The following is a 24,746-nucleotide window of genomic DNA, read 5'->3' on the forward strand; positions in this document are numbered from 1 at the left end:
TGGAATACTCTGTAGTGATCTGGCAATGGCTGACGCGATCAGTGATTGCCTAACCAGCTACGGTGACTACTACTCAATTTTATCCAGCAGACAGCGCCGCTTTTGTTCAAATTCGTACTCTGAGATCAAACCGTCCTGCCGCAGTTGATCAAGCTGACGCAGCGCATCTGCGATCGCGCTAATTTGTTCAGGATTGACCGTTGGCTGCGACACAGTTTGAGATTGGTTTGAACCCGCAAAGTTGAATTTGTTAGAAAACGTTTGGCTATCTTGTGTGAGATACCATACTCCTTCTACAGCACTTGCAAAGCGAGGAATTGGCATGAGTGGAGTAAACCCAAGCAGCAGGTAGACAATTCCCCATCCCGGTTGACCAAGATAAAATTTATGTAAGCCTGGAAAAAAAACTCCAGCCAGCGCCAGCGCTACGGCTACCGAGCGATTTTTAGGCTTGCTTAGGGTGTGACTACTATTCACGACAGCGTTACTCGTTTTGACTGACTTACTTATGGTTGTAGCTCATATTTGCATAAGTCAGCTAAACCATTAATTTGATAAACCGCTAGAATTGGCAAAATTTCCTTAAAGGAAAAACCAGATCGCGCCCTAGCACTCAACCTGTTAAGTAATGTAAATATTGGTGGAGCCTACCAGACTATGTTGAACGATGCGAACGGTTCCTGAATCCGTTGCAAACAACCGAGTGGTTGAGGTGATAGCAGTGACCGCAATACCGCTCACATCTTGCCAAAACCTCAGAAGATTAGTTTGCTGTCGGATTTAGCGGCGAAATGACCCTTTCGAGGTCTTGATTTGCGAGATGCAAAATGTGATGTTACAAGGGATTCTCTAAATCTTTTGATAGAGATTTTTGAATTTGAACCCAAGTCATCCGGGTAACGGTCAATGGTGAGTGAAATTTTTAACGGATAGCTCTGTGCCCGTATTTCCACATATGACTGGAACATCCTTGATACAGAGTTACAGACCCCACAAGCCAACAGCCTTTACTCAATCCCAGACCTAAAAGAACCTTTTGCCGAAGTTCTTACAAAAAACGCTCGAATTGGAAGAAGTAGACTGGAGTTAACCATTCCGTCAGTTACACATCAGTGAAAACTGGATACAACTTCTTCATCCCTATTGGTTTAAGTTTAGTAGCTAAATTGGGTAGCAATATTGCGTTCTCTTATGAAACAGGTGTCCTTCTCAACAGATTGGCTGAGCAAGTTTTCAGACCCTTATGCCGTATTGGGTGTCTCAGTGTCTGCTGATGAAAGACGAATTGCGAAACGCTATCGGGCCGTTGCTAAACAGCTCCATCCTGACCGCTATCTCAATCAAGATCCAGACATTCGCGAGTTTGCGATTCAGCTATTAACGAAACTGATCAATCCGACCTACCAAAAGGTCAAGCAGGACAAAGGGCGGGCAGAGCACTTGGCCATGCTGCGATTTCAGGTGCGACGGTCGGTGCGTCAACAGTCACTTCAGCCTAAGACTAAGCTCGCAATCAAGCTGCTTAACGTACCGCAAACGGAAGCGGATGTGTTCTATGAGCAGGCCGTCACTCAGCTCGCTAGTCAGCAATATGAGGACTTCGACCAGTTTGAAGTCGTTACTCACGCTTTGGCCGAACTGAATCTGGTCTATCTCAAGGTCAAAATGGGCGATCCGATTATTCGCCCCAAGCGCTCTGGCCTGATAGCGAGTCCACAAACTACCCTGTCAGGTATTCAAGCTGAGGATAAGCCCACTGACGAAAAGCCGCTTGAAGATTACGCTAAACGCCACTATGAACGCGCTGTTGTCTATGCTAAAGGCCAAAACTGGTCAATGGTGGTGCAAGAGTTACGAGATGCGATTCGACTTGAACCGAAGCGCAGTTCCTATCACGCGCTGCTAGGAGTCGCTTATCTTAAACAGCGGTTAGATGGTATGGCCAAGGTTCATCTGCGGCAAGCCCTCAAGCTTGATCCATCGGATCGGCTGGCCCGTAAATATGCACCGATGGTGGATTTAAAGCCGGAGGCAATCGTAAACAATCAAACTAATCCAGCCTCAAATGGTTCAGCCAAGTCATCATCCACAACGCAATCTAGCCAGGTTCAGCCTCAGGAGAAGAAGTCTAAAGGTGGATTTTTCAGCAATCTGTTTGCCCGATTATCGAAGTAGGTTTCCCCTTGTTTCCTTACCCTTACCCGATTAGGTAGGGATATCTCGCCTTGGTGAATGGGCCGGAAATTCGTACATTATTAGAAAGACAGAAGCTGCGATCGCACTATTTTAAGAAACACACGAGATAGCAATGGGATTCTTCGACTCTGAAATTGTCCAACAGGAAGCCAAACAGCTTTTTGAAGATTATCAATCCCTTGTGACCCTAGGGGAAGACTACGGTAAGTTTGACCGTGAGGGCAAAATACTCTTCATCGAGCGCATGGAAGACGTGATGGAACGCTATCGCGTTTTTATGAAGCGGTTTGAACTGTCAGAAGACTTTACGGCAAAGATGACCGTGGAGCAGCTCAAAACTCAGCTCGGACAGTTTGGCATGACACCACAGCAAATGTTTGACCAAATGAACCTCACGCTTGAACGCATGAAAGCTGAAATTGAATAGTAATCTGTCAAATTTGTGTATAACGCCTAGGAAAAGCGCTTTTTTCCTGATAAACGACCCCGTCTGCTTGCAGCGGGGTCGTTTATTGAAAGAGCACCGCATCGGATGTTCTTTGGGATGGTTCTGTTGGTGATTCGAGTGGCGTAGATGGATGAGAAACTGCGGATTGAGAGGATTCTACGGTTGAGACAGTTCGATCCGAAGTTGAAGCGGTAGGAACTTTAAGACCCAGCAGCACTAGGTCTCGCTGCACCCCATCCAGTTCGGCCACTTGCGGTAGATTGCCCCACTGTTCAAAACCAAGCCGCTGGAATAGCTTGAGGCTGGGCTGATTATGACCAAAGATAAAGCTGAGCAGCGTCGTAATCCCCAGCTTGGGACACTGTGCGATCGCATATTCAGCTAGTTTGCGACCGATTCCCTGGCCCTGATGATCCGGTGAGACATATAGGCTAATTTCCGTTGTCGCTCGATACGCGGGGCGACCGTAGAACATCTGCAAGCTCAACCAGCCGACTACCTGATCCTGATATTCCATCACCCAAATCGGGTACTCATGAGGCTGATGAGCGTGGAACCACTGCTGGCGGCTGGCAACCGAAATTGGCTCCAAGTCTGCGGTGGCTAGGCGGCTGGGAATGGCGGCATTGTAAATTGCGACAATCTGGGGCAGATCGGCTTCAACGGCATAGCGGATCTTCATAGACGACCACACTGGTTTTAGTTTGACGTTTCTACTCTAGTGTTACGAGTTTGGGACCAGTTTGATGTTGCCAATGTTGCCAATCGATCGGCTGTACATCAAATCTATCGATAAGCATTGAGAGCAATAGCGTGAAAAGCTTGCACTGCAAGCCTTTCACGCTAGTAAACTATTCCATCCGTAGGGACACGGCATTGCCGTGTCCTACCGCAAAGATTTCACCTGATTCGATCCGCGTTCCTTAGCCAAGATTAGCCAAAGGTTGAGCCATTCCAACCCCACATAGCACCGTCCGCATCGGCAAACTCAATGTAAATGCGGTTGGTTGGAACGCCCAATTTCTGGCCAATGAGATCGCAAAAATCTTGGCTCATCGCCTTCGTTTTGGCCGAACCCATCGTGCCAACGCTTTTAATTTCCACGTAGCAAACGGGATCGGTTGTGCCTGCAAACGTCATGGCAACATCGGGTTCAAACGCCGTCATAATATAAGATTCCGGCTTACCCAAGTGCTTTGACAAACTAGCTGACAGCTCTTTCAGCATGGCTTCAACGTCTGCTTTGGCTGGCGAAGAAGCTGAAGTTTGAACTTTAATCAGTGGCATAGTCCTGCAATCCTCTTAATATCAAGTCTGCGGATAAGACCTCAGTTTACTTTTTGGAGAAACGCTTGCTTAGCAAGCGTTTCTCCAAAAAGTAAATCATGGGTTTTCAGCCGGACTTCATATAGCCTACCCACCATATTGCCAGCCCGTGCTTTCTAAGAGAAGGGGATCGCCCTCACGATGCACGCCTGCTGCAATTACTTCACCGACAAAGACGGTGTGATCGCCGTGTTCAACCGAACCGACAACGCGGCATTCCACATAGCCGAGCGAGTCTTTAATGATGGGGCACCCTGTCTCGTTGGTATAAAACTCGATGTCCTCAAACTTGTTGCCCACGCGGCGTAATGGCTTGAAGAAGTTCTGTGCGACTTCTTTTTGGCCTTCTTCCAAAACACTGAGCGCAAATACACCACTGGCCTTGACCATCTCGTGCGATCGCGAATCGTTCTTGATGCAGTTCACAACCAGCGGCGGCTGAAAGGATGCCTGCATCACCCAACTAGCGGTAAACCCGTTTACCTCATCGCCATCTTTCACGCCGCAGATATAAAGGCCGTGGGGAATTTTGCGTAATATTGTTTTCTTTGCCTGTTCGTCTAGCACGGTTTTCTCTCGTTATTGTCTCTACAGGGATAGTTTATTACAGCTTTTAAGTTCGATTTATCTGTCCTAAAGCGGGGAAGCTCGGAAATCCCGTATTTAAACCGAAAAGCCGCACGTTTACGCGCGGCTTTTGGTTCAGTGGTAAAACGCTACTCTATTGGACTGAACTAAGCACCTTTTCTTCAGAAGCCTCTGGATTAGTCAATGCCGAATCCGCTTCGGATGGTGGGACGACTTGCCAGAACTTGGTCTTGTAGTCTGACCAGTTGGCCAGAATCCGCTTCGCTTTTTCGCTGCCCGTGCGCTCGGCGTGAGCTTCAATCAGCGACTTGAGCTGCTGTTCACCTGCGTCAGTGATCACCCGCTGCACATTGACGATTTCGGGGTTGACGTGAGTTGGGAATGAGCCATCTTCGTCGAGGAAGTAGGCTAGTCCGCCCGTCATACCTGCGCCGACGTTGCGGCCCACTCGACCGAGCACGACGACAACGCCGCCAGTCATATATTCACAACAGTGGTCGCCTGCACCTTCAATTACGGCCTGCGCCTTAGAATTGCGGACAGCAAAGCGTTCGCCAGCCTGTCCTAAAGCAAACAGTGTGCCGCCCGTCGCGCCATAGAGACAGGTATTGCCAATAATTACGTTTTGGGACGGATCAAAGGTGGCAGAAGCGAGGGGTTTGACGATGATCTCGCCACCGTGCATACCCTTACCAACATAGTCATTGGCGTCGCCTTCTAGACGCAGAATCACATTGGGCAAGTTGAAGGCCCCAAAACTCTGACCAATACTGCCCGTGAAGTTGAGGTTGATTTGGCCCTCAAAGCCCGTGTTGCCATACTGCTTCGCAATGACGCCAGCTAGCCGTGCGCCAACCGTCCGATCGGTATTGACGACAGCATAGGATTTCGTCACCGTACCGTGATTCTGAATCGCGGCTTGAATATCGGCATCAGCCAAAATTTCGTCATCGAGAACGGGGCCGTTGCTGTGAACATCGCCGTGATTCAACCAGTTGCGGTCTGTGCGAGTATCCGGTAGCTGGGTCAGGCAGTCGAGATTGAGACCAACAGTCTTAGTGAGCTGAGCGCCTGCCCGATGGGTCAGCAAATCAGCCCGACCGATTACCTCATTCAGCGACCGATAGCCCAGGTGAGCCAACAGCGATCGCACTTCTTCAGCAATGAAGTAGAAGAAGTTGACCACGTTGTCAGGAATGCCGGAGAACCGCTTACGCAGCTCTTCGCGCTGGGTGGCAACGCCCACGGGACAGTTGTTGGTGTGGCAAATGCGGGCCATGATGCAGCCCTCGGCAATCATGGCGATGGAGCCAAAGCCAAATTCCTCAGCCCCCATCAGTGCCCCCATCAGCACATCCCAGCCAGACTTGAGGCCACCATCGACCCGCAGAATCACGCGATCGCGCAGTTCGTTTACCAGCAGCGCCCGATGAACTTCAGTTAGACCGAGTTCCCAAGGACTGCCCGCGTGCTTAATGGAGCTGAGCGGCGATGCACCCGTACCGCCATCGTGACCGGAGATTTGGATGATATCGGCGTTGGCCTTGGCCACACCCGCCGCAATCGTGCCGATGCCAATTTCGGCAACCAGCTTGACGGAAACGGCGGCTTGAGGATTGATCTGGTGCAGGTCAAAAATCAGCTGTGACAGATCCTCAATCGAGTAAATGTCGTGGTGCGGCGGCGGCGAAATCAGGGTTACACCGGGCTTCGAGCGACGCAGCATAGCAATGTACGGACTGACTTTCTTGCCGGGAAGCTGACCGCCCTCACCGGGCTTTGCGCCTTGAGCCATCTTGATCTCAAGCTGTTTGCCACTCATCAGGTACTCAGGCGTTACGCCAAAGCGCCCGGATGCGACCTGCTTAATGGCTGAGTTGGCAGTGTCGCCGTTCTTCAAACCGTGCAGGTGTGGCAGCGTGGGTGAGTTACCGTTCTCGTCCACATCATTCAACACCTCAAAGCGGACGGGATCTTCGCCGCCTTCACCGGAGTTGGACTTGCCGCCGATCCGGTTCATTGCGATCGCAAGTGTCTCATGTGCCTCACGGGACAGTGCGCCTAACGACATACCGCCCGTGCAGAACCGCTTCATGATCGACTCAACGGGTTCAACTTCGTCCAGAGAAATCGAGTTGCGATCGCTCTTGAAGTCGAGTAAATCCCGCAGTGCCGTAATTGGCCGCTCAGCCAAATGGCGCTTGTAGACCTCGTAGTGGTCATATTGACGATTATCGACCGCTTTATGTAGCGCTTTCGCCATCTCAGGGCTGTTCATGTGGTACTCGCCACCGGGACGGTACTGCACGAAGCCCATGTTTTCTAGCTTCTTGCCCGACAGTTCCGGAAACGCTTTGCGAATAAACGAGACGGTTTCCTGCGCCAAATCTGTCAGCGTCAGACCGCCTAAGCGAGAGGTGGTGCCTCGGAAGCCCGTTTCAAGCAGATCGACACCGATACCAATCGCTTCAAAGATCTGCGCGCCCTGATAGCTAGATAGGAGTGAAATGCCCATCTTGGACAGGATCTTTAGCAGACCCGCCTCAATCGCCTTGCGATAGTTTTCCTGCGCTCCATTCAGCGTAGACAGCGGAATGCGGCCCCGCTCCATCAGCTTCTGAGTCTTGGAATCGTTCCACCAGTGACGTACCGTTTCCAGCGTCAGATAGGGACAAACGGCACTGGCACCGTAGCCCAGTAGGCAGGCAAAGTGATGCGTACTCCAGCACTGGGCGGTGTCTACGACCAGTGACGCCTTCATGCGGATTTGCTCGCGGATCAGGTGATGGTGAACTGCACCCACGGCTAGCATCGGCGGAATGTAGGTTTGTCCTGCCTTCAGCGTGGTGGTGTTGCCGTTAGCATCGACGCGATCGCTCAGTACCAAAATCTTGGCACCGGATTTCACCGCAGCCGTGGCCTGCTCACAGAGAGTTGCGATCGCAGTCTTCAATCCTTCTGGGCCTGCTTCGAGGTCAAACAGCGTAGACAGCTTCGTTGCTTTGAGAGAAGACTGGCAGATCAGATCCAGTTCCGGTTCATTCAGCACCGGGGACTTCAGCTTGATCAGATGAGCATACTCCGGATGCGCTTCGAGCAGATTGCCCCGCTCACCCAACTGCATACTGAGAGACATGACCAGCCGCTCCCGCAGCGGGTCGATGGGGGGATTCGTGACCTGAGCAAACCGCTGCTTGAAGTAGTTGTAGAGTAGGTGTGACTTCTCGGATAGAACCGCCAGCGGAATGTCGTCGCCCATGCAGAAGGTCGGCTCTTTCCCCTGCATCGCCATTTCCTGGATGATCATCTCCACATCTTCGGCGGTATAGCCAAACGCCGTTTGATGCACCAGCAAATCCTGCGATTCTAGAACAGTGGCCTCACTGAAAAGCTGAGGTTCTAGATCGTGGCGGTACTCCTTCAGCCAGTCGCCGTAGGGCTGAGCTTGAGCCACCTTTTGCTTGATATCCCAGTTTTTCAGGACTTCTAGGGTTTCGAGATTGAAGGCAATGGTTTGACCGGGGCCAAGCCGACCTTTTTCGATAATCTCAGCTTCGGGCAAATCAACTACGCCTGCCTCAGAGGAGACAACGAAGTAACCGTCACGGGTAACGCTGTAGCGAGCCGGACGCAAGCCATTCCGATCTAGCGCGGCACCGACGATCTTGCCGTCGCTGAAGGAGATCAATGCGGGGCCATCCCAAGGCTCCTGCAAACCGCTGTAGTACTCGTAGAAGTCAACGATTTCAGGATGATCGGCCAAATCGGGCTGGTTGCCGTAGGCTTCAGGTACCAGAATCATCAGCGCCGACAGCGGACTGCGCCCAGAGCGAGTCAGCAGCTCCATCACGTTGTCTAGGTTGGCCGAATCGCTGTTTTCCGGATTGACGACGGGCTTGATGTCCTCTAAGCGATCGCCCCATAGCGGATGCGCTAAATCAGCTTCCCGCGCCACCATCCAGTTGATGTTGCCGAGCAGGGTGTTGATTTCACCGTTGTGGCCCAGTAGTCGCATTGGTTGAGCCAGCGGCCACTTGGGCATGGTGTTGGTGCTAAAGCGGCGGTGATAGATGGCAAAAACGCTAGTGTAGTCAGGATTTTGGAAATCCAAGTAAAACGTGCCCAGAACCGCTGAGCGAACCATGCCTTTATAGATGATGGTGCGGCAAGAGAGGGAACAAATGTAGGTATCTTCCCGTAATCGACCTGAGCCATCCGCAGACTGCACAACTGCTTTCTCGATTTGCTTGCGGACGAGGAAAAGCTGCCGCTCCAGTTCATCTTTGTCAGTCGTTGTGCTGCGGACGAAAATTTGTTCAACTAGCGGCTGGTACTGCTTGGCCTGTACGCCCAATACATCCGGTGCAACGGGCACCGAGCGCCAGCCTAAAAAGTCCAAACCTGCATCGCTGATTTTTTGCTCAATGATGCTGCGAGCCTGCGCTGCGATCGCATCATCCATCGGCAAAAACACCATGCCCACAGCCAGCGTTTGAGTCTCGTCAGTCAGACTCACATTGCGTTCAGCTAACCATGACTGAAACAGCGACCACGGAATTGCCGTCATTACGCCTGCGCCATCTCCAGAATCGCGATCGGCGCTACAGGCTCCACGATGCTCCAAACAGGTCAACGCTGACAGCGCCTTCTGCACCAAATCATGACTGGCTCGGCCCTGCTGATCGGCAATAAACCCCACTCCACAGGCATCTCGCTCTTCCACCAACCATTTCTGGCCGGAGTAGCCTGCCTCCACCGACTGGGATATTACTGAATTGTGGTTTACGCTCGTGTTGTTCATGGAGTAGCTCATTTTATTTATCACGCTCTGCAATTATCTAGAGCCGTCTGATGGTTACAGAACAGCTCAATTGCTGTGTCCAGCTTGGGTATGGGTCATGTTCAGCATTGTTTTGCTCAACCTACACGTTCTGACAACCGCACCAGCAGGTGCTCGTCATGCTTAAGAAAGCAGTATGAAAGCAGTGTTTTAGCCTTGATGTCACTTATCCTGTTGATCAACAGCTCACTATGGATCTTTTCCTTGGAGGTTTAACAGTGAGAACCTCGCTGAGAAGAGACAAGCTTAGACCTGCACAGATGAACTCCGCAGGTTTTTCGGCTTTTTGCAGTTGGCTGTAATGTCGGTTTCTAAGGCTTGTACTGGCTAGCTCTACGATCAGTAGCTTAGAGATCTTATATAAATTGCACAGTGCTGGCAATCTATGGCTCAGTCCTCTAGCACTATGAGGACGAAACCATATTTCTATCTGTCTTGGTGTAGCTATTCAGACAGGCAGACTCACGTACAGCATTGAAACAAATGGAACTTGATTGTTGAGACTGCTGCGGATCGAGAAACCTATGGCCAGATTACTCAGATAAAAATTGTCTGGAGGAGCCACCAAGAATTGATCGAGTAGACCTCTTAATACTCTTTTTACATTATGCAACGTTTCGTTTAATTAGAAGTCATTATTTCTTGATGGGTGTTACGGTCGCTACCAATTTTCCATGTTCTGAATCACGATTTGAATAACTGCCACATAGCGGCACATTTTGCGATCGCGCACGTCTGAATTCATTAAATCCTGAGAACCATTTTCCGTGTGTTAGGAGCAAGTTTGTGGACTGGAATTTTCGTTTTGGACGCTCAAATCGTCTCACCTCATCCAAGAGTTATCGCTGGCTGGCCAATCTGTTAATCCGATTACTGTCGTTTAAGCTCACTCGGCAGCGCCAGCTTGGCTTGTTTAGCCTAGCGTTGCTCCTAACCGTACTGAGTGCAGCCGGACGTCCGGCATCCATCAACGGTGACGGGCTTAGCCGCTTACTGCCGGGACAGATTTCGCCGGGAGTTGCCCAATTGTCACTAACATCAGCCGATCCAGTCGATTCATCGCAAATCAGCCAAGTTCCGCCCGCTTCAAACCAAGGGAACCGAATTGTACTGAATGGGCAGACTTTGATCGGTAACTGGATACAGCGGGATCAGCAGTTAGGCATCTCAGATGCGGCCCTCATGCAGGTGATGGGCGTGGAACTGCTGAATAGCCAGCGTTACGACCAGCAGCCGCTACAGTGGTATTCGGATTTTGCCGATACGTCTTTATCAGCCACGACCTGGTTTGGCTCCGGCTTGCGCTACGTTGATGTTGCTTCTCTTGTGCAGCGATATGGCTGGCAAGTGCAGTCCCAGGGCAATCTATTGGCGATTCAAACGGCACCCGCCCAAATTTCAGCCGTTCGTCAAGGCCGACAAGATTGGGGCGATCGCATTGTGATCGATTTGAGCCAACCCGCCCCCTGGCAAATCGACGAGCTGCGCGGTGAAGCGACGATTACGCTAGATGCGATCGCAAATCCTCAGGTACTCAGCACCTTTGAAACCCGGCCCGGTAATTTACTCTCTAGCCTGCGCCTCTCTAGTCAGTCAGGCCGTACTCAAATTTCGCTACAGTTCCCAGCTACCGTCCGGCCCCGCCTCTGGACATTGCCCAATCCCAACCGACTGGTGATTGATGTGCGATCGGACGCCATGATTGAGCGCGATTTAGCTTGGGCACCCGGCATCCGCTGGCAGCAGAAATGGATAGCGGTTGGTTCGGCTCAGTTTCCAGTGACAATGCTGACGCTTGATCCCCAAGATCCCCATATTGAGATTCGTCCCATCCGCAGTAATCCCACTGCGGCTGAAGGGATTAGTCCACTGGTGACAATGGCCCAATCCTCTGGAGCCGTGGCTGCGATTAATGGAGGATTTTTTAATCGCAATAACCAGCTACCCTTGGGAGTTGTTCGAGACAATAATCGCTGGCTGTCTGGCCCGATTTTGAATCGCGGTGCGATCGCATGGAACGAACAGCATCAGGCGGTGGTTGATCGCTTGTCACTGTTAGAGGAAATCGCCACCTCAACTGGACAGCGCTTTCCGATTAGTCATTTGAACAGTGGCTATGTCGAAGCTGGCATTGCTCGCTATACGCCGGAATGGGGCAGTTCCTATAAAACGATGACTGATAGCGAAGTGGTTGTCACCGTGCAGCAAGGGCAGGTCACCAACAATCAATCCGCAACCGCTGCCGGGCAGGCCGTTCCGATTCCGCAGGATGGTTATTTGTTAGTCGTGCGTTCTAACGCTGCCGCTGCCCAAGCGCTGCCGATTGGCGCAACTGTGACCCCGACAACCCGCACGTATCCCGATGCGCTCGTGCAGTCACCGAATTTGATGGGAGGTGGCCCCCTGCTGGTCAAAAATGGCCGGATTGTTTTGGACGCCCCGGCTGAACAGTTCAGCACGGCCTTTATTCAACAAGCGGCTCCTCGCAGTGCAATCGGCGTTGTCAACAATCAACTGATCCTGGTTGCCGTTCACAATCGAGTCGGTGGCGCAGGCCCGACCTTAAGTGAAATGGCGCGACTGATGCAGCAGCTTGGCGCGACGGAGGCACTTAATTTAGATGGCGGCAGTTCCACATCGCTTTACTTGGGCGGCAGATTGATCGATCGATCAGCCCGAACCGCAGCCAGAGTGAATAACGGTATCGGCGTTTTTCTCCGTGATCTGCCATAGAAATAGGCGTACAAACATTACAGCCATACTGAAATCTAATGAAGCAACTGTTAAAACAGCCGCCAACCTGTGAAAACTTATTGTAGATGTGCGTTCATGTAGGAACTTAACCCCCTAGAACCTGTTCGGTGTTGCTATATTGCACTTGTCATATTAATCAGCCAATCAAATAAAAAACGATCGTGGCGCACTACCCAAAAACTGTACGTACACAACTGCCCATATACAGTTAATGTTCTAAGGAGAAATCTGTGGCTAAACCTCAAACTGTTGCTCAAAACCAGATGCCTTTGCCCGATTCTGCGATCGCAAGAAGTGTTGCAGCAACTGAACTCCGTCCTTGGGGATCTTTCACTGTCCTTGAAGAAGGCCGCGGCTATAAAATTAAGCGAATTGAGGTCAAGCCCAATCATCGGCTCAGCCTCCAGATGCATCACCATCGGAGTGAACACTGGATCGTTGTATCCGGAACGGCCAAGGTAACCTGCGCTGAAAAAGAAACTCTGTTATCTACTAATCAATCGACCTACGTGCCGCCCTGCACCGCCCACCGTCTTGAAAACCCCGGTGTAATTCCTTTAGTTTTGATCGAAGTGCAAAACGGGGAATATCTGGGCGAGGACGATATCGTTCGCTTCCAAGATGACTACGCTCGTACTAACTCTTAGATTATTTTTAGGCTCTTAAGCGGTTTGGAAGACGAGTTCGGCGCTATCACAGTACCGGACTCGTCTTTTTGGTATGAACCTGTGCCAGACAACCGCTACTTTGCTTTAAGATGGAAAAACAGTGACTTCAAAGCTGACACAAAATGTTGAAATGATCGAAATTAGCCAAACTGCCATCCAAGAGATTAATCGTTTACGCCAAAAACAAGCCCCCAACTCGGTTGTTCACATCGGTTTGTGCTCCGGTGGATGCCTGGAATGGCTGTATACGCTTGAATTTACTGAGCATGTCTCTTCAGAGGATAACAACGTTGTCGAATGCGCTAATGGCATTCGTGTTCAAATTGCCAAACAAGCCCAACCATATCTGGAGGGGCTCAAACTCGACTATTCTGAAGATCTGATGGGGGGTAGCTTTCGCTTCCACAACCCCAATGCGACTCAGCATTGCGGATGCGGTAACTCCTTTGCGATTGCACCTGTCGCTTCGAATACAGGTACCATAGACATCGATTACTCAATCTGAGCGTTACCGTCGCTACCATCGCTAGAATTGCTCTGGCTTGCTCTTTCAAAACTCCAAGCTAAGGAACAAGATTGACTTATGTTCGGTATGCTTGACAGTTTTTTTAATAAATCGCTAGAATCAACATTTGTGTATACATCTAAGCTAATTCACTTGAGGTAAACCGCACCACACTCATGCCTACTATTCAACAGCTCATTCGTGACGAGCGTCGCAAAGCGAAAAAGAAAACAAAATCCCCAGCCCTAAAAAGCTGCCCTCAGCGCCGTGGAGTATGTACCAGGGTTTATACCACTACTCCGAAAAAGCCCAACTCTGCGTTGAGAAAGGTCGCTAGGGTTCGTCTAACATCTGGATTCGAAGTGACTGCTTACATTCCGGGAATTGGTCATAACTTGCAAGAGCACTCTGTTGTGATGATTCGGGGTGGTCGTGTTAAAGATTTACCTGGTGTCCGCTATCACATCATTCGCGGCACGCTTGATACAGCCGGAGTCAAAGATCGGCGTCAAGGCCGCTCTAAATATGGTGCAAAGCGTCCTGGCTAACTTGAAGTGCAGAGGCTAACGTTACATCTGTCTTGAGCTTTATTGAACGGGACGACCCTTGAGTAAAAATCTTGAGCAAGAACTAAGTCAGGTTTTATTGATGCCTTGATAATAATTTGTTTTGCGCTATTTACTTGAGACGATGTCCTAAGGGGGTAAGCAAATTCGGTAAAGCTCAAAACAGCGCTTTCTGAGCCCAAAAACGAGTTGTTTAGCCCGACAGAATAGGAAGCTTAGCCGAAGCACTCAGTTGCATTGTTGGTTTCCCAAAAGTTTTGTTGTTAATTTTCTGACGAGTTAGTTTTAAGGTACGCCTATGTCCCGCCGTATTACCGTTCAAAAAAGAGAAGTTCCGCCCGATTCTGTTTACAACAGTCGCCTTGTTAGCATGATGGTGCGGCGGATCATGAGAGATGGCAAGAAGTCACTGGCTTCTCGTCTTATCTATGATGCTTTCAAAATCATTGAGGAACGGACTAATTCTGATCCGTTAGAGGTTTTTGAGCAAGCTGTCCGCAACGCTACTCCGCTAGTTGAGGTGAAGGCCCGCCGCGTAGGTGGTGCAACTTACCAAGTCCCGATGGAAGTTCGTTCCGATCGGGGTACTGCGTTGGCGCTACGTTGGCTAACACAGTTTTCTCGTCAGCGTCCAGGCCGAACGATGGCTAGTAAATTAGCGAATGAGCTGATGGATGCAGCCAACGAAACTGGCAACACCATCAGAAAGCGCGAAGAAACTCACCGCATGGCTGAAGCCAACAAAGCCTTTGCTCATTATCGTTACTAAACGTCGTCATCTAAATCTAGAGACTGCTTGCTCACATTGACTGAAAATTGATCATTGAGATCGATGGCTGATTGGGAAATCGTTCATTTGAACATGCCCTCAGATGTATATCTGCATGCAGCCTCAAGTAGTTAGATTGAGGACTTAAGCGTTAGGATCCTGTTGCGGCGTAGGCAAAGGAGGTAGTGTGGTGCAAAACGTCCCACTTTCACAGACTAGAAATATTGGCATCGCGGCCCATATTGATGCAGGTAAAACGACCACTACGGAACGGATTTTGTTCTATTCCGGCATCGTGCACAAAATGGGTGAGGTTCATGAGGGTACGGCTGTAACCGACTGGATGGCTCAGGAACGAGAACGAGGCATCACCATTACGGCTGCGGCGATTAGTACCCAGTGGCGCGATCACAAGATCAATATCATTGATACCCCTGGACACGTTGATTTCACCATTGAAGTCGAACGGTCGATGCGCGTATTGGATGGCGTGATTACTGTTCTTTGCTCTGTTGGTGGGGTTCAACCTCAGACGGAAACGGTTTGGCGTCAAGCTGACCGCTACAATGTGCCGCGCATCATCTTTGTTAATAAGATGGATCGCACAGGAGCAAACTTCTACAAAGTCTATGAGCAGGTTTGCGATCGCTTACGGGCTAATGCCATTCCAATTCAGCTACCAATTGGTAGTGAAGATCAGTTTGACGGAGTTGTAGACTTAGTCAGCATGACGGCTCGGATTTACAATGATGATCTGGGCCAAGATATGGTGGACACTGATATTCCTGATGAGATGCAGGATTTGGTCAAGCAGTATCGTGGCAAGCTGATTGAAGCTGTTGCGGAAACGGATGATGCTTTGACTGAAAAGTACTTGGAAGGAGAAACGTTTACCGAGGACGAAATTCGAACCGCAATTCGTAAAAGTACAATTGCTGGCAAGATGGTTCCAATGTTGTGTGGCTCCGCTTTCAAGAATAAGGGCGTCCAGCTCTTGCTAGATGCCGTTGTTGACTACTTACCTGCTCCAATTGATGTTCCACCCATTCAAGGTCTTTTGCCGAGTGGTGAAACAGCTTCGCGTCCGGCAGATGTCAATGCGCCTTTAGCCGCATTGGCCTTTAAGGTCATGTCTGACCCATATGGACGGTTGACATTTTTGCGGGTTTACTCCGGTTCTCTGAACAAAGGTAGCTACGTTTATAACGCGACCAAGCAAAAGAAGGAGCGTATCTCTCGTCTGATTGTCCTCAAAGCGGATGATCGGATTGAAGTTGATGAGCTGCGGGCGGGAGATCTAGGCGCGGCTTTAGGATTAAAGGATACGACTACCGGGGATACAATCTGTGACGATCAAGATCCGATTGTTTTAGAGTCCCTGTATATTCCGGAGCCAGTTATTTCGGTTGCGATTGAACCGAAAACCAAGCAGGATATGGAGAAGCTGTCAAAAGCACTTCAGTCTCTCTCTGATGAAGATCCAACCTTTCGAGTGTCAACAAACCCAGAAACGAACCAAACTGTGATCGCAGGTATGGGAGAGTTGCACTTGGAAATTCTCGTGGATCGAATGCTGCGAGAATTTAAAGTCGAAGCGAATGTTGGTGCTCCCCAAGTCGCTTATCGAGAAACAATTCGCAAATCTGTTCAAGTTGAAAGCCGATTTATTCGGCAAAGCGGTGGTAAAGGTCAGTATGGTCACGTCGTCATTGAGCTTGAACCCGGCGAAGCTGGCAGCGGATTTGAGTTTGTTTCTAAAATTGTTGGAGGTGTAATTCCAAAAGAGTATATTCCTTCTGCAGAACAAGGCATGAAGGAGGCTTGCGAATCTGGTATCCTAGCAGGGTACCCTGTGATTGATGTTAAAGCCACTCTAATTGACGGTTCATACCATGAGGTTGATTCCTCGGAAATGGCCTTCAAAATTGCCGGCTCAATCGCCATGAAAGATGGGGTTATGAAGGCAGCTCCTGTGCTGCTTGAGCCTGTAATGAAGGTTGAAGTTGAGGTTCCCGAAGACTTCTTGGGAGATGTTATGGGAGACCTCAATTCACGCCGAGGTCATATTGAAGGTATGAACACGGAAGAAGGTCTTGCCAAGGTTATCTCTAAGGTGCCTTTGGCAGAGATGTTTGGGTATGCTACCGACATTCGGTCTAAGACCCAGGGTCGGGGCATTTTCTCAATGGAGTTTAGCGACTACGAAGAGGTGCCTCGCAATGTGGCTGAGGCAATCATCGCTAAGAGTAAAGGGAACGCATAAGAAGAAAGGAAGGCACAATTCATGGCACGCGAAAAGTTTGAGCGGAAAAAACCCCACGTTAACATTGGCACCATTGGTCACGTTGACCACGGTAAAACAACTCTGACTGCAGCAATTACCACTGCTTTGTCAGTTGGTGGCTTTGCAAAAGCTCGTAAGTATGACGAGATTGATGCTGCGCCTGAAGAGAAGGCACGTGGTATTACGATCAACACAGCTCACGTTGAGTATGAGACTGATAATCGTCACTATGCTCACGTTGACTGCCCTGGGCACGCAGACTATGTGAAGAACATGATCACGGGTGCTGCCCAGATGGACGGTGCAATCCTGGTGGTTTCTGCAGCAGACGGTCCTATGCCTCAAACCCGTGAGCACATTCTGCTAGCAAAGCAGGTTGGTGTACCAAATATCGTTGTTTTCTTGAATAAGCAAGATCAAGTTGATGACGAAGAACTGCTAGAGCTGGTTGAGCTGGAAGTCCGCGAACTGCTGAGTTCTTACGATTTTCCTGGTGATGATATTCCCATCACTGCTGGTTCTGCGCTATTGGCTCTAGAAAAGCTGGCTGAGAATCCTAACACTGCCCGTGGTGAAAATGAGTGGGTTGACAAGATCTATGCTCTGATGGATTCCGTTGATGACTACATCCCAACTCCTGAGCGTGACGTGGATAAGCCTTTCTTGATGGCGGTTGAAGACGTTTTCTCGATTACTGGTCGGGGTACCGTTGCAACTGGCCGGATTGAGCGGGGTAAAGTCAAGGTTGGTGAGGAAGTTGAGTTAGTTGGTATCCGCGATACCCGCAAGACTACCGTAACCGGTGTTGAAATGTTCCAGAAGATTCTTGAAGAAGGAATGGCTGGAGATAACGTTGGCGTTCTGCTGCGTGGTATCCAGAAGGCTGACATTGAGCGCGGTATGGTGCTTGCTAAGCCTGGTTCCATTACGCCTCACACCAAATTTGAGTCTGAGGTTTACGTTCTGAAGAAGGAAGAGGGTGGTCGTCACACTCCTTTCTTCCCAGGTTATCGTCCTCAGTTCTACGTTCGGACAACCGACGTAACTGGCACGATCGAAACTTTTACCGCAGACGACGGCAGCGCAGCTGAAATGGTTATGCCTGGTGATCGCATCAAGATGACCGTTGAGTTGATTAACCCGATCGCAATTGAGCAGGGAATGCGTTTCGCAATCCGTGAAGGTGGCCGTACGGTTGGTGCTGGAGTCGTTTCTAAGATTCTAAAGTAACGCTTTAGTTTCCCAGATTGACTCAAAGCTAACATTTGTATGCGTATGAGGGGCACAGTCCAGTCTGTAGCCCCTCTTCGCTCCTCAATTGGGTCGGCTATTAATCAGCGGAATTGGCAAAAATAATCTCTGTACCTGGACAATTTAAGGTTTAACGTCATGGCTACTGTACAACAGCAAAAGATCAGGATTCGTCTGAAGGCATTTGATCGCCGTTTGTTAGATACCTCTTGCGACAAAATTGTTGATACGGCAAATCGCACCAACGCTACTGCAATTGGTCCTATTCCTTTACCTACAAAGCGCCGGATTTACTGCTTGCTTCGTTCTCCTCACGTAGATAAGGATTCTCGGGAGCACTTTGAAACCAGAACTCATCGCCGCATTATTGATATCTACCAGCCATCCTCTAAGACGATTGATGCACTAATGAAGCTTGACTTGCCCGCTGGGGTCGACATTGAAGTTAAGCTCTAAGTCAATTTAAGGATTAGTTACTTTGGTATTTGAGAGCCGCTACACTAGTGCGGCTCTTATTGTTTATAAGGATTATTGGTGAAGACTTCATATGGCTCTTCGTGAGATTATTTGTGCTGTTGATCAGCATCTGAGCAATGTAAAGCGCGATCGCACTTTCTATCATCAGGTCATGTAGCGGAATGTAGCCCTAGATAAGCCTTATAAGCTAAGCTATATAACAAGTAACATTTCATAACAACGTATTAATCTAATTGGGGTCTGAATTGCAACAACTGTTGTTGACCCAGCACGCATTGGCAGATTTTTAACTCAGCAATTAGGAGAATGATGGCTTTTTCATCGTCTATTGCAGTGCGAGAGCTACCAATCTTTCCTCTGCCTGAATTAGTTCTTTTTCCAGGACGGCGACTCCCACTTCATATTTTCGAGTTTCGTTATCGAATCATGATGAATACGATTCTCCAGGGAGACTGTCGGTTTGGGGTTGTCATGCTCGATCCGCAGACAGGACAGCCAGTTTCCGTGGGATGTTGTGCGGAGGTGATTCATTGCCATCGTTTACCCGACGACCGGATGAAAATCTCAACGATTGGGCAACAGCGATTTCGCATTCTGAACTATGTCAGAGAAAAGCCCTATCGAGTTGGCCTAGTTGAGTGGATTGAAGACCATCCAAGCTCTCAGAATTTACAGCCGCTTGCTGACGAAGTAGATCAGTTGCTGAGAGATGTAGTTCATCTCTCGGCCAAATTGACGGGTCAGGATATTGAACTACCCGACAATATTCCTGATTTACCGACTGAATTGTCCTATTGGGTAGCTGGTAATCTACATGGTGTTGCGAGTGAGCAACAATCACTGCTAGAGATGCAGGATACATCCGCTCGTCTGGAGCGCGAGGCAGAAATTCTAAGTTCTACTCGTAATCATTTGGCGGCTCGAACTGCACTCAAGGATGCCTTTGATTAATATGGCTACTTTGTAAGCTAATCTGTTTGGGTAGCCGGAGTTCTTGCTAGGGAAAATTAGCTGTCAAACGAGTTAGATTATGTTGGGATAACGCTGTAGCTGCCGAAAATCTTAAGGGTTTCCGTATATTGCTCCAGAATATCAAGCGTTTCTTTTACTCTCGGTTCCGTCATGTCAGCTTCGAAGTCAATAAAGAATAGATACTCACCAAGCGAGCGCTTAGTTGGGCGGGACTCGATTCGACTAAGATTGATGTGATGCTGAGCAAACATCTGTAGAACGGTAACCAATGCACCGGGTTTGTTTGCAGGTAGCGTAAACGCAATAGACGTATAGCTACCGTGATGAAAATGGTCGCGACCAATAATCCAAAAACGGGTGCAGTTATCAACGCGATCGTTGATTGGATGTGCCAAGATGGGTAGCTGATACAGCTCAGCAGCTCGTTGAGAGGAAATGGCTGCGGTTGTTGGTGCTCCAGCCAAGCGGCTCAATACTTCAGTCGTGGAATTGGCAGGGATTAATTTAGCCGATGGTAAATGCTGTTCCAGCCACTTTTGGCATTGCGCGAGCGCTTGGGGATGAGAATAGACGGTTTGGATAGCTTCAATCTGCTGAGCTTCAGAAACGAGCGCATGGGAAATGGGCAAAACCAAGGCGTGCTGAATTTTGAGATCGTCGAGTTCCCACAGTGTATCTAGCGTAAAGCTGACGCTGCCTTCAATGGAGTTTTCCACGGGGACGACCGCTAATTGAGTATCGTGTTTTGCGATCGCAGAAATAGATTGCGGAATACTAGGATACGCCTTAAGAACAAACTCTGTTTCCTCGCTAGATTGCTGTTTTAGCCAGTTAACGTACGTGATAGCTGCTGTTTCGGCATAGGTACCAGCAGGTCCCAAATGGGCAATCATAATGTGTTGATGCGAAGATGACATAGTTAGTTGGTGGTGGATTAATATTTTGTTTCAAATAATTGCCAATCTGGGTATTTCATTACGGCTTCTCATCATATTGGTTTAACGAATTGCCAGCTAATCCATGTCAAAAACCAGCTGTAGTTCAATTGCATGAGCTGCTCAAATTTTAATCAGTGGAATATGAATGATGCTTTGCACAATGCCATGCCTTTTCGTTAACAGCCTCTAGTAACGAAATCAGCTGGCTAAGCTCTATAAAGACAATAAAATGTTTGAATGCTTCACTGTGCTTCACCGTATTAATGCGGAATAGCCATTCATGCATAAATTTGGATCTTTGGTTGGAAAACAAATCAAAGCACAAAAAAGTTTTCAATCCCAAGAGCGTGCCTGTTTTCTGAGATAATTGTTAAATTTAGTTTAGCTGTCTGCGGTATTTTCACCTAATTTTCTATGTCAATTCAATTTTTTGCCTCACAATCTGTGGAGATGGGTGTTGCCCAAGAGACTATCCCTATCCAGCATTATTTGCGTCAGCCCCAACGCCTGGTTAATGCGCTCGTTGACCCATCACGGACTGAAGTACTTGGTGCCAATCAGTTTCGGCTGAAGATGCGCCCCATTCAGTTCATGATGCTCAAAATTCAGCCTACGGTCGATATGGAAGTGCAGGTGGATGCCAATGGGGTTGTACACCTGCGCTCCATCGACTGTGAAATCAGAGGGGTTGAATATATCAACCAACGCTTTAGATTGAATTTAGCAGGTCGATTGGTGCCCCATGTTCGTTCCGATCAGCATGTGGCGTTAATTGGCAAAGCAGATTTACAAGTATCCGTGGACTTGCCTCCTGCTTTTCAGTTTACGCCGCGCCCAATTTTAGAAACTACAGGAAACGGATTGCTGCGCGGCGTTTTGATGACGATTAAGCAGCGCCTGATGAATAATTTAGTGAGTGATTATCGTCGCTGGGTGCGGGTTCAGCATGAAAATTCTGGCCAAGCGGTTGCCGCTGCTGCACTGCCATCTCGTGAAGCTGGCTAAAGGCTGCTTAGCGAGGTTTCTGGATGCTGATCTTCAATCAATAAATTGAATTCACTAAATAATTAAATTATTGACAAGGCTTGAAAGAGTGGCGATGTTGCTTTGATGCGCCATAGGCTAGTAGAGCCTGACGGTGAGCTGCACTGCCATATCCCTTGTTCTGGGCAAGATGGTAGTGAGGATATCGAGTTGAAAGCCTGACAATTAAGCGATCGCGCCATACTTTAGCCAGGATGCTGGCAGATGCGATCGCAATTGAGCGTTGATCACCTTTTATCCAAGCTTCCTGAGGAATCGCCAAATTTGGTACGAGCTGGTTACCATCAATTAGGCAAACATCAGGCGCTGGCTGTAATCGCGAAATTGCCCGCTTCATTGCTAATAAGGATGCCTGCAGGATATTTATGCGATCGATTTCCCAGACGGACGCCAGCCCGATCTGGCAATCAATGGCAGCCTGCTTAATTTCCTCCACTAATGCTTCTCGCTTAGCAGGAGTAAGTTTTTTGCTATCCGTTACGCCCAAATCCATCAAACGCTGAGAATGGCAGGGCTGAAGAATAACAGCCGCTGCCACTACAGGCCCAAATAGTGCACCACGGCCAACCTCATCAACGCCTGCGAGTAGGCTATTATCTCGCAGGCGATTTGTCTCATTCATCTGTTCCCGTTGCATCAGCCCTAGTAGTTCCAGTTGCTCTGGCATTGGCTACATTTCTGCATAGTGCTCTGCAAGTTCAACCTATCCTTCTCGGCTAGCTGCCGTTTCAGTCGCCGACGAACGCCGCCGCCGCCGCCGTGTTGTTCTAGACGACGAACTGCTGCTTTCAGCTGCTTCCGGTGGCTCATCTTCACTACTGTCTAAACCGAATTCGTTTATCTCAGACGAATCTACTGTCATGTCTGAGTCGGTTAGGTTTGGCAAATCCGGTTCTGGATTTGAGGCGGATGTTTCCTCCTCTCCGTCTGCTAGTCTCGATGACGTAACATCTTCTTTAGTTTCAGCAGCGTTTATAGCAGGGGTGTTTTGTCCATTTGCCGCTGCCGGCCCATCGGTGGTGGGTGTTGCTTCACCGGGGAGTACGACGGAGACAATGGCTGACTTAGTATCAGTTGGTGTGCGCTCGCTCAAGACTAGGGGTGAAATGCCGAGCATTGCATAGACTTCCTGTTCCTCAGGCGTCATTTCAACCACAATGACTTCTGGCTCAACTCCAGCATTGCGATCGCGGCGACCGTTGCGGGAGCGACCGTTGCGTTCCGAACGGGATCTGGAACTTTGAGAAGTCTCTCGTGGTTCACGTTCTTCAACCGATTCTCTATCCCGGTCTTTTTCACGATTGGCAAACGATGGTGTAGCGCTGCTATCCTTTCCACCTCGTCCTGGTGGACTGGTCTCGCGACGGCGGCGGCGGCGGCTACTCCGATGTCCGCTGGTACTACGCTCTTGATAGCTAGGATGGTGTATCAGCTCCAATGCTTGTGGATCTTGCGTTGGATCCAATTCTAAATCATCATTCGGCTGAGTAATGGTTTCACGCATTGATACCGGGCGAGGCTCTGCTGATGGTAGCTCACGCGGCACAGCTAGTGGATCGACCACCTGAGGTTCTTCGCCGGGTAAATGAGCGATATGGCCAAGCCCACCGCAGCTCGGACAGGTTTGACCAAACAATTCGTAAATATTTTGCCCTTGGCGCTTACGGGTGAGTTCAACTAAGCCCAATTCAGACAGCTGCGCAATTTGCGGTCTAGCTTTGTCAGCGCGCAGTGCTTTGTTGAAGTGTTCGAGCACCTGGAGCTGATCGCGGCGGGAATCCATGTCGATGAAATCGACGATAATCACACCCGCGACGTTGCGTAAACGAAGCTGACGGGCAATTTCTGTGGCCGCTTCACAGTTTGTCCACAACACGGTTTCACGGGCCGTAGCGGAGCGGGTAAACGAACCGGAGTTGACGTCAATTACCGTTAATGCTTCAGTTGGCTCAATAATGATGTAACCGCCGGAGGGCAGGTCAACCCGCGGCTTGAGTGCTTCTCGAATGGCCGCATTGACCCGGAAGTATTCGAGGATAGGAACCCGTTCGCGGTGCTGATCAATCAAAACACCTTGAGGAGGGCGACCACCGTTCCAGTTGGCCAGATGCTGCTTAATTCGCTTAACGCCAGTGTGGGAATCAACCACAATACGATTTACGCCAGCGCTGTAGACATCTCGTAACACTCGCTGAACAAAATCATCATCCCGGTTTAGCAGACTGGGTGGGCGGGTAGACAAGGCTTCTTGCTGAATGCTTTCCCACTGGCGCTGTAGAAATTCCAAATCTTCAATGATGGCTTCTTCGGCTACCCCTTCGGCTTCAGTGCGCACCAGCAGCCCCATGCCAGCAGGCTTAACCAAAACGGCCAACGCACGTAGGCGACTACGTTCTGCTTCATTCCGAATCCGGCGGGACAGATTAACGCCTCGGCCAAACGGCATGAGTACCAGATAGCGTCCGGGCAAGGTAATGTTGCCAGTAAGCCGAGGGCCTTTGTTGCCCGTTGGCTCCTTCATGATCTGCACCAAAACTTTTTGTTGAGGTGCGAGCAATTCTGTGATGGATGCGGCTGAACGCTTGAGTCGTAATGGCCCTAAGTCGGTAACGTGGATAAAGCCATTGCGTTCACTATCGCCGATATTCACAAAAGCGGCATCAATGCCAGGAAGAACATTTTCTACGACACCGAGATAAATATCGCTGACTTGATGGCTTCCTTTGGCAACAATGAGTTCTTGTATTTGGTCTTCGGAGAATACAGCCGCGATTCGATGCTGCTCCGCAATAATAATTTGCTTAGGCATTCAATTTCCTCGAAATCTGATGATGAGCATCTGAACCGTGCTGCTCATGACTGCGTGTTAAGGGGGACATAATTCTTTGGCAGATAGGGGTTCAATCTAGGGGTTAAATCAATAGTGGTAAACACGCCCGATACGAACCGGAATGCACCAGTTGTGCATAGAATTTAAGTTTTCCAGCGATTCGCTATCGAGGCATTAACCCGATACTGTAACAACCTCAATCACCCCTAGAGTTTGACAACTCAGCATTGTTTCAACGTTGTTTTAAAGCTGGCGATGCATATAACCTTTTTGCCGCGAGTCAATATACG

The 24,746-nt window shown here is 49.4% G+C and carries 20 protein-coding genes; 12 read left to right on the plus strand and 8 right to left on the minus strand.

The features are described 5' to 3' along the window. Positions 1–69: 69 nt before the first annotated feature. Positions 70–477, minus strand: coding sequence for an NINE protein (locus AC286M_RS10860; protein WP_488204402.1), 408 nt, complete (start codon positions 475–477; stop codon positions 70–72). A gap of 714 nt (positions 478–1,191) precedes the next feature. Here AC286M_RS10860 and AC286M_RS10865 point away from each other — a divergent pair. Both AC286M_RS10865 and AC286M_RS10870 read left to right on the plus strand, forming a co-directional pair. Further along, positions 1,192–2,175 carry a J domain-containing protein gene (locus AC286M_RS10865; protein ID WP_488204403.1) on the plus strand — a complete coding sequence of 328 codons (984 nt, stop codon included), beginning with the start codon at positions 1,192–1,194 and terminating at the stop codon, positions 2,173–2,175. 133 nt (positions 2,176–2,308) lie between these two features. Beyond that, the gene (locus AC286M_RS10870; protein WP_488204404.1) at positions 2,309–2,623 is read left to right on the plus strand and encodes a DUF1825 family protein; all 315 of its coding nucleotides are present in this window, start codon (positions 2,309–2,311) and stop codon (positions 2,621–2,623) included. A gap of 82 nt (positions 2,624–2,705) precedes the next feature. On the opposite strand, the gene AC286M_RS10875 is transcribed toward AC286M_RS10870, so the two are convergent. From AC286M_RS10875 to gltB, 4 genes are all read right to left on the minus strand, one after another. After that, a complete protein-coding gene (locus AC286M_RS10875) occupies positions 2,706–3,326 on the minus strand; it encodes a GNAT family N-acetyltransferase (RefSeq protein WP_488204405.1) in 621 nt (206 codons plus the stop codon). 251 nt (positions 3,327–3,577) lie between these two features. Continuing rightward, positions 3,578–3,931 (minus strand): phenylpyruvate tautomerase MIF-related protein, encoded by a 354-nt coding sequence (locus AC286M_RS10880; protein WP_488204406.1) that lies wholly within the window; start codon positions 3,929–3,931, stop codon positions 3,578–3,580. Positions 3,932–4,057: 126 nt separating this feature from the next. Further along, positions 4,058–4,537 (minus strand): flavin reductase family protein, encoded by a 480-nt coding sequence (locus AC286M_RS10885; RefSeq protein ID WP_488204407.1) that lies wholly within the window; start codon positions 4,535–4,537, stop codon positions 4,058–4,060. A gap of 154 nt (positions 4,538–4,691) precedes the next feature. Further along, positions 4,692–9,359 carry a glutamate synthase large subunit gene (gltB, locus tag AC286M_RS10890; RefSeq protein WP_488204408.1) on the minus strand — a complete coding sequence of 1,556 codons (4,668 nt, stop codon included), beginning with the start codon at positions 9,357–9,359 and terminating at the stop codon, positions 4,692–4,694. Between the two features lie 825 nt (positions 9,360–10,184). Here gltB and AC286M_RS10895 point away from each other — a divergent pair. From AC286M_RS10895 to AC286M_RS10935, 9 genes are all read left to right on the plus strand, one after another. Further along, positions 10,185–12,131 (plus strand): phosphodiester glycosidase family protein, encoded by a 1,947-nt coding sequence (locus AC286M_RS10895; protein ID WP_488204409.1) that lies wholly within the window; start codon positions 10,185–10,187, stop codon positions 12,129–12,131. Between the two features lie 284 nt (positions 12,132–12,415). Then, complete coding sequence (locus AC286M_RS10900; RefSeq protein WP_488208828.1) at positions 12,416–12,799, plus strand: phosphomannose isomerase type II C-terminal cupin domain; 384 nt, start codon at positions 12,416–12,418, stop codon at positions 12,797–12,799. Between the two features lie 121 nt (positions 12,800–12,920). Next, positions 12,921–13,325 carry a HesB/IscA family protein gene (locus AC286M_RS10905; RefSeq protein WP_488204410.1) on the plus strand — a complete coding sequence of 135 codons (405 nt, stop codon included), beginning with the start codon at positions 12,921–12,923 and terminating at the stop codon, positions 13,323–13,325. A gap of 176 nt (positions 13,326–13,501) precedes the next feature. Then, the gene (gene rpsL / locus AC286M_RS10910) at positions 13,502–13,873 is read left to right on the plus strand and encodes a 30S ribosomal protein S12 (RefSeq protein ID WP_488204411.1); all 372 of its coding nucleotides are present in this window, start codon (positions 13,502–13,504) and stop codon (positions 13,871–13,873) included. Between the two features lie 316 nt (positions 13,874–14,189). Next, a complete protein-coding gene (gene rpsG, locus AC286M_RS10915) occupies positions 14,190–14,660 on the plus strand; it encodes a 30S ribosomal protein S7 (RefSeq protein WP_488204412.1) in 471 nt (156 codons plus the stop codon). Positions 14,661–14,850: 190 nt separating this feature from the next. Continuing rightward, positions 14,851–16,923, plus strand: coding sequence for an elongation factor G (gene fusA / locus AC286M_RS10920; protein ID WP_488204413.1), 2,073 nt, complete (start codon positions 14,851–14,853; stop codon positions 16,921–16,923). A gap of 21 nt (positions 16,924–16,944) precedes the next feature. Next, on the plus strand, positions 16,945–18,174 hold the full coding sequence (gene tuf, locus AC286M_RS10925) for an elongation factor Tu (RefSeq protein ID WP_488204414.1): 1,230 nt from the start codon (positions 16,945–16,947) through the stop codon (positions 18,172–18,174). Between the two features lie 159 nt (positions 18,175–18,333). Further along, positions 18,334–18,651, plus strand: a complete 318-nt coding sequence (rpsJ, locus tag AC286M_RS10930; RefSeq protein WP_488204415.1) for a 30S ribosomal protein S10 — start codon at positions 18,334–18,336, stop codon at positions 18,649–18,651. Positions 18,652–18,981: 330 nt separating this feature from the next. Continuing rightward, a complete protein-coding gene (locus AC286M_RS10935; RefSeq protein ID WP_488208829.1) occupies positions 18,982–19,623 on the plus strand; it encodes an LON peptidase substrate-binding domain-containing protein in 642 nt (213 codons plus the stop codon). Positions 19,624–19,700: 77 nt separating this feature from the next. Here the strand turns inward: AC286M_RS10935 and pheA are convergent, their stop codons facing one another. Next, complete coding sequence (gene pheA, locus AC286M_RS10940) at positions 19,701–20,561, minus strand: prephenate dehydratase (RefSeq protein ID WP_488204416.1); 861 nt, start codon at positions 20,559–20,561, stop codon at positions 19,701–19,703. A 435-nt stretch (positions 20,562–20,996) separates the two neighbouring features. On the opposite strand from pheA, the gene AC286M_RS10945 reads away from it, so the two are divergent. Further along, positions 20,997–21,587, plus strand: a complete 591-nt coding sequence (locus AC286M_RS10945; RefSeq protein ID WP_488204417.1) for a DUF1997 domain-containing protein — start codon at positions 20,997–20,999, stop codon at positions 21,585–21,587. 67 nt (positions 21,588–21,654) lie between these two features. Here AC286M_RS10945 and AC286M_RS10950 read toward each other — a convergent pair whose 3' ends face one another. Together AC286M_RS10950 and rne are read right to left on the minus strand one after the other, a co-directional pair. After that, a complete protein-coding gene (locus AC286M_RS10950) occupies positions 21,655–22,293 on the minus strand; it encodes a ribonuclease HII (protein WP_488204418.1) in 639 nt (212 codons plus the stop codon). A 36-nt stretch (positions 22,294–22,329) separates the two neighbouring features. Beyond that, complete coding sequence (rne, locus tag AC286M_RS10955; protein WP_488204419.1) at positions 22,330–24,435, minus strand: ribonuclease E; 2,106 nt, start codon at positions 24,433–24,435, stop codon at positions 22,330–22,332. Between the last annotated feature and the right edge of the window lie 311 nt (positions 24,436–24,746).

This window comes from Thainema salinarum CENA647 (assembly GCF_057732415.1).

Bases quoted from the DNA above. Each gene is read 5' to 3' on its own strand.
- AC286M_RS10865 (WP_488204403.1), top strand. From the start codon at position 1,192: ATGAAACAGGTGTCCTTCTCAACAGATTGGCTGAGCAAGTTTTCAGAC.
- AC286M_RS10870 (WP_488204404.1), top strand. From the start codon at position 2,309: ATGGGATTCTTCGACTCTGAAATTGTCCAACAGGAAGCCAAACAGCTT.
- AC286M_RS10875 (WP_488204405.1), bottom strand. From the start codon at position 3,326: ATGAAGATCCGCTATGCCGTTGAAGCCGATCTGCCCCAGATTGTCGCA.
- AC286M_RS10880 (WP_488204406.1), bottom strand. From the start codon at position 3,931: ATGCCACTGATTAAAGTTCAAACTTCAGCTTCTTCGCCAGCCAAAGCA.
- gltB (WP_488204408.1), bottom strand. From the start codon at position 9,359: ATGAACAACACGAGCGTAAACCACAATTCAGTAATATCCCAGTCGGTG.
- AC286M_RS10900 (WP_488208828.1), top strand. From the start codon at position 12,416: ATGCCTTTGCCCGATTCTGCGATCGCAAGAAGTGTTGCAGCAACTGAA.
- rpsL (WP_488204411.1), top strand. From the start codon at position 13,502: ATGCCTACTATTCAACAGCTCATTCGTGACGAGCGTCGCAAAGCGAAA.
- rpsG (WP_488204412.1), top strand. From the start codon at position 14,190: ATGTCCCGCCGTATTACCGTTCAAAAAAGAGAAGTTCCGCCCGATTCT.
- tuf (WP_488204414.1), top strand. From the start codon at position 16,945: ATGGCACGCGAAAAGTTTGAGCGGAAAAAACCCCACGTTAACATTGGC.
- rpsJ (WP_488204415.1), top strand. From the start codon at position 18,334: ATGGCTACTGTACAACAGCAAAAGATCAGGATTCGTCTGAAGGCATTT.
- AC286M_RS10935 (WP_488208829.1), top strand. From the start codon at position 18,982: ATGGCTTTTTCATCGTCTATTGCAGTGCGAGAGCTACCAATCTTTCCT.
- pheA (WP_488204416.1), bottom strand. From the start codon at position 20,561: ATGTCATCTTCGCATCAACACATTATGATTGCCCATTTGGGACCTGCT.
- AC286M_RS10945 (WP_488204417.1), top strand. From the start codon at position 20,997: ATGTCAATTCAATTTTTTGCCTCACAATCTGTGGAGATGGGTGTTGCC.
- AC286M_RS10950 (WP_488204418.1), bottom strand. From the start codon at position 22,293: ATGCCAGAGCAACTGGAACTACTAGGGCTGATGCAACGGGAACAGATG.
- rne (WP_488204419.1), bottom strand. From the start codon at position 24,435: ATGCCTAAGCAAATTATTATTGCGGAGCAGCATCGAATCGCGGCTGTA.